This window comes from Nostoc sp. (genome assembly GCF_036917415.1).
Taxonomy (GTDB): Bacteria; Cyanobacteriota; Cyanobacteriia; order Cyanobacteriales; family Nostocaceae; genus Nostoc.
On the sequence record NZ_JBALDJ010000044.1, the window covers coordinates 129,719 to 142,776 of the forward strand.

The 13,058-nt window shown below is 39.0% G+C and carries 10 protein-coding genes and 1 pseudogene; 8 read left to right on the plus strand and 3 right to left on the minus strand.

The window, feature by feature from the left end; genetic code table 11:
- Positions 1 to 725 precede the first annotated feature (725 nt).
- The 4 genes from V7K41_RS07970 to V7K41_RS07985 all read left to right on the plus strand — a co-directional run bounded on the left by V7K41_RS07970 (position 726) and on the right by V7K41_RS07985 (position 4,471).
- Positions 726 to 1,898: an RpoD/SigA family RNA polymerase sigma factor gene (locus V7K41_RS07970; RefSeq protein WP_334847030.1), complete on the plus strand. Its 1,173-nt coding sequence runs from the start codon at positions 726 to 728 to the stop codon at positions 1,896 to 1,898.
- A 163-nt stretch (positions 1,899 to 2,061) separates the two neighbouring features.
- Positions 2,062 to 2,556: a GNAT family N-acetyltransferase gene (locus tag V7K41_RS07975; RefSeq protein WP_334847108.1), complete on the plus strand. Its 495-nt coding sequence runs from the start codon at positions 2,062 to 2,064 to the stop codon at positions 2,554 to 2,556.
- Between the two features lie 479 nt (positions 2,557 to 3,035).
- Positions 3,036 to 3,371 carry a cytochrome c6 PetJ gene (petJ, locus tag V7K41_RS07980; RefSeq protein ID WP_334847110.1) on the plus strand — a complete coding sequence of 112 codons (336 nt, stop codon included), beginning with the start codon at positions 3,036 to 3,038 and terminating at the stop codon, positions 3,369 to 3,371.
- Between the two features lie 176 nt (positions 3,372 to 3,547).
- A complete protein-coding gene (locus V7K41_RS07985; protein ID WP_334847032.1) occupies positions 3,548 to 4,471 on the plus strand; it encodes a tetratricopeptide repeat protein in 924 nt (307 codons plus the stop codon).
- An 11-nt stretch (positions 4,472 to 4,482) separates the two neighbouring features.
- Here V7K41_RS07985 and V7K41_RS07990 read toward each other — a convergent pair whose 3' ends face one another.
- Positions 4,483 to 5,127: a Uma2 family endonuclease gene (locus tag V7K41_RS07990; protein WP_334847033.1), complete on the minus strand. Its 645-nt coding sequence runs from the start codon at positions 5,125 to 5,127 to the stop codon at positions 4,483 to 4,485.
- A 295-nt stretch (positions 5,128 to 5,422) separates the two neighbouring features.
- Here V7K41_RS07990 and V7K41_RS07995 point away from each other — a divergent pair, with 295 nt between their 5' ends.
- Both V7K41_RS07995 and V7K41_RS08000 read left to right on the plus strand, forming a co-directional pair.
- The gene (locus V7K41_RS07995; protein WP_334847035.1) at positions 5,423 to 6,316 is read left to right on the plus strand and encodes a hypothetical protein; all 894 of its coding nucleotides are present in this window, start codon (positions 5,423 to 5,425) and stop codon (positions 6,314 to 6,316) included.
- 12 nt (positions 6,317 to 6,328) lie between these two features.
- Complete coding sequence (locus V7K41_RS08000; RefSeq protein ID WP_334847037.1) at positions 6,329 to 6,883, plus strand: hypothetical protein; 555 nt, start codon at positions 6,329 to 6,331, stop codon at positions 6,881 to 6,883.
- Between the two features lie 70 nt (positions 6,884 to 6,953).
- On the opposite strand, the gene glgX is transcribed toward V7K41_RS08000, so the two are convergent.
- Entirely contained in the window at positions 6,954 to 9,080 is a 2,127-nt protein-coding gene (gene glgX / locus V7K41_RS08005) for a glycogen debranching protein GlgX (RefSeq protein ID WP_334847039.1), read from the minus strand.
- Positions 9,081 to 10,078: 998 nt separating this feature from the next.
- Here glgX and V7K41_RS08010 point away from each other — a divergent pair.
- Positions 10,079 to 10,267, plus strand: a pseudogene (locus tag V7K41_RS08010) (hypothetical protein); the annotation flags it as partial.
- A gap of 229 nt (positions 10,268 to 10,496) precedes the next feature.
- Entirely contained in the window at positions 10,497 to 10,793 is a 297-nt protein-coding gene (locus V7K41_RS08015; protein WP_194043762.1) for a hypothetical protein, read from the plus strand.
- Between the two features lie 285 nt (positions 10,794 to 11,078).
- On the opposite strand, the gene nifH is transcribed toward V7K41_RS08015, so the two are convergent.
- Positions 11,079 to 11,969 carry a nitrogenase iron protein gene (gene nifH, locus V7K41_RS08020; protein ID WP_334847041.1) on the minus strand — a complete coding sequence of 297 codons (891 nt, stop codon included), beginning with the start codon at positions 11,967 to 11,969 and terminating at the stop codon, positions 11,079 to 11,081.
- Positions 11,970 to 13,058: the final 1,089 nt, after the last annotated feature.

Genomic DNA, 13,058 nt, shown 5'->3' on the forward strand with positions numbered 1-13,058 from the left:
TCGCTTTCTTAAATTTAAATAGTATTTATCAATACTGTTATTCTTCATAATACTTGATAATTTTCCTCTTATGTAATCTACTAGACAAATTCGTATCAACTATATATGCAATAAATATTTGGTGCCCACTATACAAATAAAAGGATGTCGGCTATTGCTACAACAGTTGTATCTACTAAATATGGAGTAGCCTTTTTCCGCCTACCGGTAGATATTCAACTTTTTCTGTATATGAGATGCTTTTATACAAAGTAAGATTGTCCTAAAATTAAGCTGCCTCTCTTATAATTTGTATCATGTAGGTAACTTGAAATCAAATCGGGGAAGCGTAAGTCCATTAATAGTTCTTCTTTTTATACAGTGGACTCCAGCGCCTAAAACATTATAAATATTTAGAAAAATATATGAAAGTTTAAGAAATTTGGATGATTAGCTGGAATTTTTATATTTGTTAAGGTTGAGAAAGTTTGAGGGGGTTTGACATATTTGATAATTCAGAAAAAAATGAAGAATATATCTGTTGGGAATCTAAGAAAAAGCTTTATTGGGTGCTAAGGTCAGTTTCGTTATAGGTTGTACATAACTGTAACCTATAGATACTAGGTAGATGCCGATTTTTATTTCTGTAGACAAATTAGCATCAGCCTATATTTCGCTATTTTTTACGGGTGCATCGTCCATTAGGGAAAACTACCAAGCCTCAAACGAGTAGGTGTAAATAAATTATGTACCAAACAAAGCAACAATCCCTAAAGGAAAATATGAATATTGTTGAATTGGGAAAAATGGAAATACTGGAGAATGCTGCTGATATCGAAGAACCATCACTCGATAGTTTAAATGCAGTGGCAGAAGAAGAATCTCCAATTGTAGTAGAAAATCTGGAATCAGACGAACGCGATGGAGATGACATGGCGGCGGCTCGTCCTTCGGGATACAACAAAACCGAACATGATGATGCTGTCGGCGCGTTTTTTAAGGAAATGGCGCGTTATCCGCTCTTAAAAGCTGATGAAGAAGTAGAGTTAGCGCGACGAGTCAGATTTCTAGAGGAATTTAGAGAAATACAAGCGGCTTTAGAGTTAAAACTGGAACATGAACCCAGCAAACTAGAAGTGGCTTCCGAGCTAGGAATGACGGAAAAGCAACTAGAAAATCGCTTGTATCAAGGGAGAGTAGCGAAACGCAAAATGATTCGCTCGAACTTGAGATTAGTAGTGTCTATTGCTAAACGATACTTGAATCGGGGAGTGCCTTTTCTGGATTTAATTCAGGAAGGAGCTATGGGTTTAAATCGCGCTACAGAAAAGTTTGATCCCGATAAAGGATATAAGTTTTCTACTTACGCCTATTGGTGGATTAGACAAGCAATTACTAGAGCTATAGCTAACGATGCGCGAACAATTCGGCTACCGATTCATATTGTTGAAAAGCTTAACAAGCTAAAAAAAGCCCAACGGGAACTCAAACAAAAACTTTGTCGTAATCCTACCGAAGGTGAAATGGCAGAATATTTGGAGATTAGTGTGCAACAACTACGTCAGCTACAACAGCTACGACGACAAGCACTTTCTCTCAACCACCGCGTCGGTAAAGAAGAAGACACGGAATTGATGGATTTGCTAGAAGATGAAGATAACTTGTCTCCTGAAGCAAAAATGAATGAAAACATGATGCGTCAGGAGATTTGGGAAGTCTTGGGTGATGTGTTAACTCCACGAGAGAAAGATGTTATTTCTCTGCGTTATGGTTTGACAACCAGCGAACCATGTACCTTAGAAGAGGTTGGCAATATGTTCAATCTTTCTCGTGAGCGAGTGCGTCAAATTCAAAGCAAAGCCATGCGGAAATTGCGCCGTCCTCACATAGCCAAACGCTTAAAAGGTTGGTTGATTTAATTACATTGCTCAAGATAGAGATGCAATCCCTAACTTAATTAGCTTTGCAATTCGCAAAAATCGGGCGTTTTGTAGCTTTTTTCGGCTTTTGTTTAGTCAATACTCAAAATAAATTGCCCAGTTGCCTATAGACTATGGACTATAAACTATGGACTATAGACTAATGACTTCGGGTAGCGATTTGATTGTGCGTTTTGCTGAACCAGCCGATTGCAGCGTACTGTTTAAATTAATTGAGGGACTTGCAGAATATGAAAAATTATCTCACGCGATCGCTGGCAATGCTCTAGCACTTCAGGAGCATTTATTTGGTTCGCGGAGGTATGTAGAGGCAATATTAGCAGAATCTGCGGGTCAATCTGTCGGTTTTGCGCTATTTTTTCATAATTATTCAACATTTCTAACTAAGCCAGGAATTTATCTGGAAGATTTATTTGTTTTACCAGAATATCGCAGGCAAGGTATTGGTAAGGCTCTCCTAACTAAAGTAGCTCAGATAGCTGTAGAACGTGATTGTGGGCGCTTAGAGTGGAGTGTCTTAGATTGGAATGAGTCAGCCCAAGCATTCTACCGTAAGATGGGAGCATCTATATTAGATGATTGGCGGATTTGTCGCGTCACAGAAGATGTGCTTACTCAATTAGGTTCTGTCAAATAAAAAACAAAGGATGAATTATAAAGGATGAATCAGGACAATTTTCATCTTTAATATTTCATCCTTAAATTTTAATGATTTTCTTGATATAGCAATCCGATTTGATTCCTGAATTACTCGTAGAGACTGGGGACTGGGGACTGGGGACTCTTAAGAAGGAATAAAGGTGTACTGAGTTTTTTTCAAAAATCAAATATGAGTCCTATAACATATCAAAAGTACATAAATTTGTCTTTTAATCATCAGCAAAAATATACATTACTACAAATAAATAAGCTAGGTATTTTGTAAAGAAACACATTCTCGTGAGATATTACTCTGTGCTAAAAAACCTAAATCTAAAATCTCCAAGATTCAAAATCCAAACACTTTATTTAATAAACCAAAGTTTGACAGCTTGTCGTTTGACTATGGCAGCGGCTCAACTGACAATTATGGAGGATATCGAACCGAATAAGCCGTTATTGCAGAGAGAACACGAAATGAAAAAAATGATTACAGTCATGCTGTTAGGCATAGCAATCTTCACCTTTGCCTTCAGTCGTCCAGCTTTGGCAGCAGATGCTGCTAGTGGAGCTAAAGTATTTAGTGCCAATTGTGCCTCTTGTCACGCAGGGGGAAAGAATCTGGTTAAAGCTGAAAAAAACTTGAAGAAGGACGCTTTAGAAAAGTATGGTTTGTACTCAGCAGAGGCGATTATTGCCCAGGTTACAAACGGTAAAAATGCCATGCCCGCCTTCGGCAAACGTTTGAAGCCTGAACAAATTGAAAATGTAGCGGCTTATGTGCTTTCACAAGCAGATAAGGGATGGAAGTAGACTAAAATCTAACTTCAAAAATTAACAATTAGCGGGACAAAAAGCCCCGCTAATTTTAGAGTTGCCGCAATTATCAAACAGGATGCATATACCAATTTGGGATTTTGGATTAAGAGTTTTTACAAAAAGACTGTTCCAAGAATATCAAACAATATTACCTATCCTAATTTGGTATTATGAGTAATTTCTGGCGATTATTTTTCAGTACAATTATTGCTTTACCTCTGACTTTTCTGACTTTATCTGCACATTCTTCACCCATTTTAATTACCCAAATTACAGCGAGTGATTTCTTAGAATTGGGTGTAGATAAGATGCGGCGCGGTGATTATCAGGAAGCAATAGAGAATTTTAACCAGGCGATTGCACTTGAGAAAGATTTGGCTGTTGCTTATAGCGATCGCTGTCTGGCTTATCTCCAATTACAAGATTACCATCAAGCTGTTACAGATTGTACTCAAGCCATAAATTTTGCACCGGATAACTTTGAGGCTTACCTGAACCGGGGAGTAGCACACTATAGAGAAGAGGATTATCCTGCTGCCATTGTCGATCATAATCGAGCGATCGCACTTAAACCCTACGATTTTCGAGCTTACTACAACCGAGGGCTAGCCCGTGTCGGCGATGGGAAAGACTCGGAGGCAATTCTTGACTTTAATTTAGCCCTAACTCAGATACCTCGAATAACTAGCTTACTACTTGCAGATATCTATAATGACCGAGGTTTGGCGCATTTTGTCTTGCAAAATACCCAAGCAGCCATGCTCGACTTTAATCTAGCAATTCGTCTCAATGCTAACGATTATCGAGCTTATTTCAACCGGGGTTGTACTTGCGGACGAAACGGAGATGACTTTGGTGCAGTGCGTGATTTTTCCCAAGTAATCAGACTTAACCCCAGTAATCCCCAGGCTTACGTTAATCGGGGAGTAGCTCAGTCTCGCTTAGGATATCATTTAGGAGCGATCGCTGATTTACAAAAAGCATCTGAGTACTTTGAAAACCAAGGAAAGAGAGTTGCCTACGAAAAAACTCTAGATTTACTCAAGAATCTGCGAGAACAAATTTCGTCTGTAACGGAAATCGCTATTTTATAAGACTTTCAGCACTATACAGGATATCCACCAGCTTGAAAAATCTGTTCGGCGGTTAAATTTAATTCGGGGAAAGTAGGTGAGATAATGCGTAGTTTACCGCCGCAGGCATCGCTACCTCGAAACTGGCTGACTTGATATTCTCCCTCAATTAAGGTGTAAAGCGAGACAGTTGGTTGTTTAGGGTTGCCAATAAATCGCCTACCGCCTAAAGCAGCATAGTCTACAATCCAGTATTCGGGTATACCTATAGCCTCATAATCAGCAGCTTTTTTTAAATAATCATCACGCCAATTGCTACTCACTACCTCAACTACTAAGGGTATTGATTCCGCTTGGCTTACAGTAGATTCTTTTTTCCACAGAGGTTCATTTACCAAATTAGGGCGATTTAATATCAGCACATCTGGTGAGTAAGCCGATTCATTTTCAGGCGGTTTGACTAATGCTGTTTTAGGTATGAAATAGGGGAGATTTAAACGAATACACTCTCTAGTAATTTCAAAGGCTAAAAATCCAACTACCTCTTCATGCTCGCCTGTTGGTTGGGACCTTTCGACTATTACTCCATCATGCAATTCATAACGTTTTCCTGTGTTGTCAGGATATTTAGCAACGAATTCATCGAAGGTAACTAGTTTGCGTAAGGCTTGAATCATTCTATTGTGTTTGCGAAGTGTCCAGTTTTATCAATGCTAACGTAATTGTAATTGCTACAAAGCAAGAGGCTCTCCTTAGCCTTTTGGAGCCTAGCTTGCTTATGAAGCCCAATATCTCTAGCCCTTGAAGAGCGCACGTATGGAAATTTAAGTGTCTGAGACAAAATAAAATATATCTCAACCTCAGATCATATTACCAGTAGAACCTAGATCACACTTCAATTAATTCATCTCAGCTAAACTCAATATTTATACTTAAATAAAAAATACTCACATAGGAAGTTAAATTATCATAATGAAAAGCGCAGATCGCAGAGGTTCTGATTATACCAACGCTGTTAATAATCCTCGCTCACGACAGAAAGAACCAGTTTCTTATCATGAGCTTAAACTTTCATTGATGACAGTTCGCGCCAATCTTGAGGAAGCTACATCTCAACGCGATGAGTGGCAAAAACGTGCGAAAGAAAATGAGGAAGCTACATCCCAACTGGTTCATGTTCAGCAAGAGATTCAAACTTACCAGATTGAAGCTAATGAGCTAAAACTCGAAACTAATGAGCTAAAAGAGCAAGTCACTCAAAACTATCGCTTTTATATTGATGAGCAAGAAAATCATCAAAAGACGCTCTACCTTTACAACGAAGAAAAAGCAAAAATATCCCAGCTAGTTCATGTTCACCAGAGAGAGATTCAAACTTGCCAACTCGAAGCTAATGAGCTAAAAGAACAAGTCACTCAAAATTATCGTTTCTATATTGATGAACAACAAAGTCATCAACAAACACTCTGTTTCTACAATGAAGAAAAAGCTAGAGCAACTGAATTGCTTACCAAATATGATGCAGCCAACTCTGAACGAGAAATGTATTTGACTTTATACAATGAGGCTAAAGCAGAACTCAAGCATGAGCGACGTTCCAAAGCTAGTATTAAGGGATGGGAAACTCGCCGGAAAGCCGAGAATGAAAAACTAAAACGAGAAATTGCCCAGATGGTTGTGCTATTGCGTGACTCTTTAGCAAGTAAGGATGAAGCAGTAAATAATCTTTACGTTGTAGCAGAGCGTATGGATCGGATTCAATCTCTAGTTGATTCGGTGGAAGACGAAACAACTAACAATCCTATGGGTTTGGTACAAAAATTTAAACGCATCTGGCTGGCAATTAAAGACATACTTTCTGAATAAACAAGCATACTCATGAGCAAAAAATCACTACCAACCACGCAAAAAAAAGGTAAAGCGAGGTTGGGAGATCAAATTCGCAGTATTGCCGATCGCCTTAAACAAGAGACTGATGTACAGATACAAGCAACTTCTCGGATTTTAGGGGCTGCTGCTCAAATTGCCGAAAATCATGACCGACTTATTAATGAAGTAGTTGATATGGTTGAGTCAGACCTAAATGCAGAAAAACACGTATCTAAGAAGTATGCTTATACTGTTGATATTCTGAAGCAACAGTTTCAAACATTACGGGATGCAAAGGCTCACTTTAATATCAAAGTTAGTAGTTGGGAATCACTAGTTAGTAAACTAAATGCTGCATCTTACCAAACAACTATAATACAGAATAATCCTCAATCAAATCAGAGTTTGGCGGAAATCAATATGATAAATGGTGAATATAATTTTAATACTATTGAAAAATTGACAGTTTTTTTAGAACCTGATGTTGCAAAAATGTTTCCCAATTCGGAAGCAGTAAATGAAGCTCTGCGTTTTCTAATTAGAATTACAAGTAAAAATAGTTAAAGCATTTTAATCAACTGTATAGAAAAATATCTTTTTTCTATACAGTTGAGCATCTTTTCTCTTCATACTGCTAACTGAGAAGACGTAATACCATCAGAGAGCGATCTGTAACTGGTATAGTTTGAGAACCTGAAACTAATTTTCCCCGATCTAAAAAGCGAGGTTCATTAGTGTCAATTACTATCTCCCATACCTTTTCTTTAAATTCATGGGGCAAAGCAAAGTCAATTAACTCATAGTGAGCGTTAAAAAATAACAGAAAACTTTCATCAATAATCCGCTCACCACGATCCCCTGGAGTAGCAATTCCCTGCCCATTAAAAAAAATCTCCATTACTTTGGCATAGCTAATTAGCCACTGCTTCTCAGTCATTTCACTGCCATCAGAATTAAACCAAGCAATATCATTAATGCCTAAACCGTAGATGGGGCGACCTTGAAACCACTTACGTCGTCGGAATACTGGATGCTGATTGCGAAAATTAATCAGTTCACGTGTAAAGTCTAATAAATCTGCGTTCGCTTTATGCAAATCCCAATGCCGCCAGGAAATTTCATTGTCTTGGCAGTAGACATTATTATTTCCCTTTTGACTACAGCCAATTTCATCTCCCTCTAATAGCATTGGGACACCTTGAGATAGCATTAGGGTTGCTAAAAAGTTTCGTCGTTGCCGTTCGCGCAAACGCATTACTTCTGGATCGTCGGTTTCGCCTTCTGCACCACAATTCCAGGATCTATTATGGCTTTCACCATCTCTACTGTCTTCCCCGTTTGCCTCGTTATGCTTTTCGTTGTAGCTGACCAAATCATTTAACGTGAAACCATCATGAGCAGTTATGAAATTAATACTTGCATTTGGGTTGCGCCCGTTTGTTTGATACAAATCAGGGCTACCTGTAAAACAGTAGGCAAATTGTCCTAAACTATCATCTACACCACGCCAAAAATCTCTGACTGTATCCCGATATCTACCATTCCACTCAGACCAACGCAGTGGAAAGTTCCCGACTTGATAGCCGCCTTCTCCTAAGTCCCAAGGTTCAGCAATCAACTTCACATCTGCCAAGATTGGGTCTTGATGAATAATATCAAAGAAAGCTGATAGGTTATCTACCTCATATAATTCCCGTGCCAGCGCCGAGGCTAAATCAAATCGGAAGCCATCTACATGCATTTCTATTACCCAATAGCGCAGGCTATCCATGATTAACTTCAGAACTTGAGCATGACGCACATTCAGAGAGTTACCGCAACCTGTAAAATCCATGTAGTAGCGAGGATCGTCCTTTACCAAACGGTAATATACAGAATTATCAATACCTCGCAAAGATAGCGTTGGCCCGAAATGATTTCCTTCACCAGTGTGGTTGTAGACTACATCTAAAATTACTTCAATTCCGGCAAAATGTAGTGCCTTGACCATTTGCTTGAATTCAGTGACTTGTTCTCCCCCAGTTCCACTAGCACTGTAACTAGAATAGGGGGCAAAATAATTGATGGAATCGTAACCCCAATAATTGCTTAATCCTTTTCCTTCTAAATGTCCCGGATGAGATAGAAAATGATGTACTGGCATCAACTCAACTGCTGTAATTCCTAATTGGAGTAAGTGTTGAATTGCAGCAGGATGCGCCAACCCGGCATAAGTGCCGCGCAACTCTTCTGGAATACCTGGATGTAGTTTAGTAAAACCTTTGACGTGAGTTTCATAAATAACAGTTCTATACCAAGGCGTAGCAAGCAGTTTATCGCCTTCCCAATCAAAAGATTGATCGACCACAACACACTTGGGCATTATTTTGGCATCATCTAGTTCAGAAAAAACTAAGTCTTTTTCCTCAGCGTCTAGAGAGTAGCCAAAGACAGCTGGATCGTTACTAAACTCACCATCAATTGCCTTTGCGTAAGGATCAATTAATAGTTTGTTTGGATTAAATCGATGACCTACCTCCGGTGCCCACATTCCATGCACTCTAAACCCATATTTTTGACCTGGGCCAACTCCTGGTAAGTAACCATGCCAAACAAAATTGTTTTTTTCTGTCAAAGGCACGCGTATTTCTTCGTCATCGTTATCAAATAAACAAAGCTCTACCCCTGTTGCATTTTCCGAAAATAAAGCAAAGTTTGTTCCTTTACCATCCCAAGTTGCACCTAAAGGATATACATTGCCCGGCCATAAAGCTAAGTACATAAGTAAATCTTGAATAATTTAGTTTTTCGGCAAATATTATTGACTTCGACTTTTTTGAATAATTAGTTAAAATCTAAAGTTACTAATTATTCGTTAAAATTACTAACATTACAATCTAACTTCTAAAAAGTATTATTTGCTCTATCATTAGTAATAAAAATCTCTATTCCTTAAGTTGGAAAAATTAATGTAGAGGGCAACAGGCTGAAGGAAAACTGCCCTGTCTGCGACACGTTGCACAATCTGCTTCAAGAAGCGATACCTACAGCAGGCTGCACCAACGCTAAAAAGCAAGGCTTCAAAACCCTTACTGTTGCGTCATCTTCCCGCAAGGTACGGCTCTTTACATGCCTCCAAATCATCCGGGGTTGAATCACCTTCTGCCTTCTTCAAAGGCATTTGCTCTTGAGTTTAACACATAGTGAATTGACAAATAGTCTCATCTGAAGTGTGGAAATATGACAACGTGTCTTTTGACACGATTTTACTATTACAGCAACAATACTACTTAGTGACTGTTTTGACTTGGTGTGAAAGAGAACGTGAAAAAGAATTTTTTGTTGCTAACAGTTCCTTTACCAAGTTTACTGATAGCGTCTCCTAGTTATGCTGTTGAAAGTGAGATTGAGCAGAGAAATACTATTAACAATTCAAAATTCAAAATTCAAAATTCAAAATTCAAAATTGAAGACATTTTCAGACGAAGAGGAGTGCGGTCTTGGGGTCTCCCCAAGAGGAGCAACTCCGGGGGATTTAAACCCCGACTGAAAATGGTGCTACGTATAGACGTAGGGGTCTTAAACCCTTTAATTTACGATAAATCAACCGAAGTCATTTCAGATATTCCGAGTTTGAGTGAAATTAAGCTACCCGCCACTAATGCCGAATTATTATCTCAACAATCTGTACCGATTGAAGTTAATCCAGAAGAAACTCAACCAGAAACAGAGCAAACTATAAGCGATGATGCAGACATTTCTATAGAAGCGATCGCTAACCCTACTGACAAGCCCACAGATTTTGCACCGTCTTTTGTGAATTTAGATTTGAGCGGGCGTATACCTCTAACTAGCAATTTAGGGCTGACAGTTTACTTAGAAAATCTACTCGGTGAGCAATATGAGCGAGTTAATCGCATATATAGCCCTGGATTTACTTTTCGTGTGGGTTTGAGCGCCAATTTTTAGGTATTCAATGTAGAGATTTTATCATTGCAAAGTCTCTACATTCTTATGTCTTTTCACATAATTTGCAAAACCTCACTTTCCTACAAAGGTAGGATGTTAGGTTTCACAGCATTTTTTTGGTAAATACGACGCACCGCCGTACAACATAATGCGTTAAGCTAAAGCCATAATGACCCTACTTAAAATTTACTTTTAATCTAAAATCTAAAATTTGAAATCTAAAATTGCTATGAGAGCCAGAATTGAAAATAAAATACTTTTTATCCACCACGAAGATTTGCCAGAGTTTAAGAAGGGTGGTTCGGTGGTGAGAAATTCTTATTTCTGGGCGCTACGTTCAATTGCTGGTCAAGCTTCACGTTATCGTGATTGGGAATACGAACCGGAGGTTTGGCTAGCGCTTTCACGAATGCTTTTATCGTTTGCTGAATCTGGATATTTGGGTATTAGAGAAACTTTACTAGAATTTCCCTTATCTCAAGGAGAAATTCCTAATTTACTGCGAGATGTTTCTACTTGGGAGTAGGGATGTATAGCTATCATTGTTGTTAACAAACCCTGTGCCAGCTTCTGGTTGAAAATGATTAAGATTAGAGATATCAAGCGATTGCCAGAAGCATTTGTCTCTTCTAATTTGTAACCACCACTTTTGAAATCTTGAAACATCTCTTCTACATAGATGCATAGCGGTTTATTGCAGGGTACGAGCGATCGCTATATATTTCTATTAAGGATTCAAGCAAAGAAATGCAAAAATTGGGAACAAGGTGGGCTGTTGCCCACCCTAAACCATTATTTACTTAGCAATACTTTAAACAGGTGCTTCAGTAGCAGTCTTCCCAACTAGCATTGCAGTATTTTCGTCGCTTTCCAGGATACCGAATTCAATCAACAATTCTTCTAACTCTTCCATCTCAATGGGGGTGGGGATAGTAAGGTTCTTGTTGTCGACGATCTTTTGAGCCAATGTCCGATATTCGTTAGCTTGGTTGCTTTCGGGTGCGTACTCGTTAACAGTCATCCGGCGCAATTCTGCGTGTTGTACAATGTTGTCACGAGGTACGTAGTGAATCATGTGGGTGTTCAACCGTTTTGCCAGGGTTTGGATTAGGTCGATTTCCCGGTCAGTGTTACGGCTATTACAAATCAAACCACCCAAACGCACGCCACCAGTGTGAGCATACTTAAGAACACCACGAGCAATGTTGTTAGCAGCGTACATCGCCATCATTTCACCTGATGTGACGATGTAGATTTCTTGTGCCTTACCTTCACGGATAGGCATAGCGAAACCACCACACACAACGTCACCTAATACGTCGTAAGAGACGAAATCTAAGTCTTGGTAAGCACCGTTTTCTTCTAAGAAGTTGATGGCGGTGATGATACCACGACCGGCGCAACCTACACCGGGTTCTGGACCACCAGATTCTACGCAACGAACGTCACGGAAACCCTTCAGCATCACTTCTTCGAGTTCGATATCTTCTACTGCACCACGTTCTGCTGCGAGGTGAAGAACAGTTGTTTGAGCCTTACTGTGTAGCATCAAACGGGTAGAGTCAGCTTTGGGGTCGCAACCAACAATAAGAATGCGTTGACCCATTTCAGCCATTGCTGCAAGGGTATTTTGAGAAGTGGTAGATTTACCAATACCGCCTTTACCATAGAAAGCTATTTGTCTAATCTTTTCGTCAGTCATGGTTGTGTTTCCTACAATGATTTAGTTGATGAGTCGTAAGCTTGATGTGAAATATTCACCCTTGGCGTCGTAGGGAAGTAGAGCCTATTGGCGATCGCACCCTGGCAAAAACAGTTAAAATCAGAACATATTTACCCACGAAGCGATGGCTTAAGAGATAGAGAAATCTAATCTCCTAATAATGAAGCCTTTGAAACTATGACTTCAGCATTATCAGTTGTTATAACGAATCCCAAATGGTTGCTCAAGCCTCAAGAGTGGTTGCAGCAGGAATTCAAATGAACGCAGATTTGTTCCCTGAACCACACAACCAACCAGATTGCAATCCACTCTAAAATGGTTGCTACAACTTTTCTGATTTTCCTGATGTCAAGTCGCCAAGAACATCTATAGCGCTTCTCATTTCGTGATTGATGCAGCAGCATAAATTTCAGCCTAAAAGTAGTAGCTACATCAGTGCAGTAATATAATACTTACACAGGCAACATCTGGTACTCTGGCTTAGATAATATCTTAGTGACTTTTGACAGTATGGTTAAATTCCTCGAAATTATGGAACGACACCATTCTGCTTGAAGTTTTCGTTCCAAAAGTCAGCAACTGCTTCAACTTAGTTTGCAGTTGAAAATGTTTACTCCCGCAAGACTAAGTTAATAAATATTCTGTATTCCTATTGAATTGTCAGGCTGTACTAAGAGTCTTTCTTCCCAGACTCCAAGAGTAATTGCCTTTGGTGGGTAATGCTCTAGCTAGGTTAGCCAACTCTTATTGGCTCATACCCAGATAAATTTTGATTGACTTCAAGTTGTTACAAAGGCTACTATCCTACTCAATCTAGTTTTAGATTTTCGTAAAAAAAAGATGTAGCTAATTGAAGGGGACTTACCAGAGCAAAAAAACTTTCTTGAGCTTGCCTCAAACTTGTCTTGAAGTCTTTTTGTGTTTTCATTTGTTTGATTCCTATAAAAACCATAACATACATCTCAATAATTAATTTGCCAAATCTAAAATCTTTTCTCTATTTAATAGAAAATTATCCTTATAACCTTTAATAGCCATAAGTTTCGCCCTGCTCAATTGCTAGTTAAT

Bases quoted from the DNA above. Each gene is read 5' to 3' on its own strand.
- V7K41_RS07970 (WP_334847030.1), top strand. From the start codon at position 726: ATGTACCAAACAAAGCAACAATCCCTAAAGGAAAATATGAATATTGTT.
- V7K41_RS07985 (WP_334847032.1), top strand. From the start codon at position 3,548: ATGAGTAATTTCTGGCGATTATTTTTCAGTACAATTATTGCTTTACCT.
- V7K41_RS08000 (WP_334847037.1), top strand. From the start codon at position 6,329: ATGAGCAAAAAATCACTACCAACCACGCAAAAAAAAGGTAAAGCGAGG.
- V7K41_RS08015 (WP_194043762.1), top strand. From the start codon at position 10,497: ATGAGAGCCAGAATTGAAAATAAAATACTTTTTATCCACCACGAAGAT.
- nifH (WP_334847041.1), bottom strand. From the start codon at position 11,969: ATGACTGACGAAAAGATTAGACAAATAGCTTTCTATGGTAAAGGCGGT.
- glgX (WP_334847039.1), bottom strand. From the start codon at position 9,080: ATGTACTTAGCTTTATGGCCGGGCAATGTATATCCTTTAGGTGCAACT.
- V7K41_RS07995 (WP_334847035.1), top strand. From the start codon at position 5,423: ATGAAAAGCGCAGATCGCAGAGGTTCTGATTATACCAACGCTGTTAAT.
- petJ (WP_334847110.1), top strand. From the start codon at position 3,036: ATGAAAAAAATGATTACAGTCATGCTGTTAGGCATAGCAATCTTCACC.
- V7K41_RS07975 (WP_334847108.1), top strand. From the start codon at position 2,062: ATGACTTCGGGTAGCGATTTGATTGTGCGTTTTGCTGAACCAGCCGAT.
- V7K41_RS07990 (WP_334847033.1), bottom strand. From the start codon at position 5,127: ATGATTCAAGCCTTACGCAAACTAGTTACCTTCGATGAATTCGTTGCT.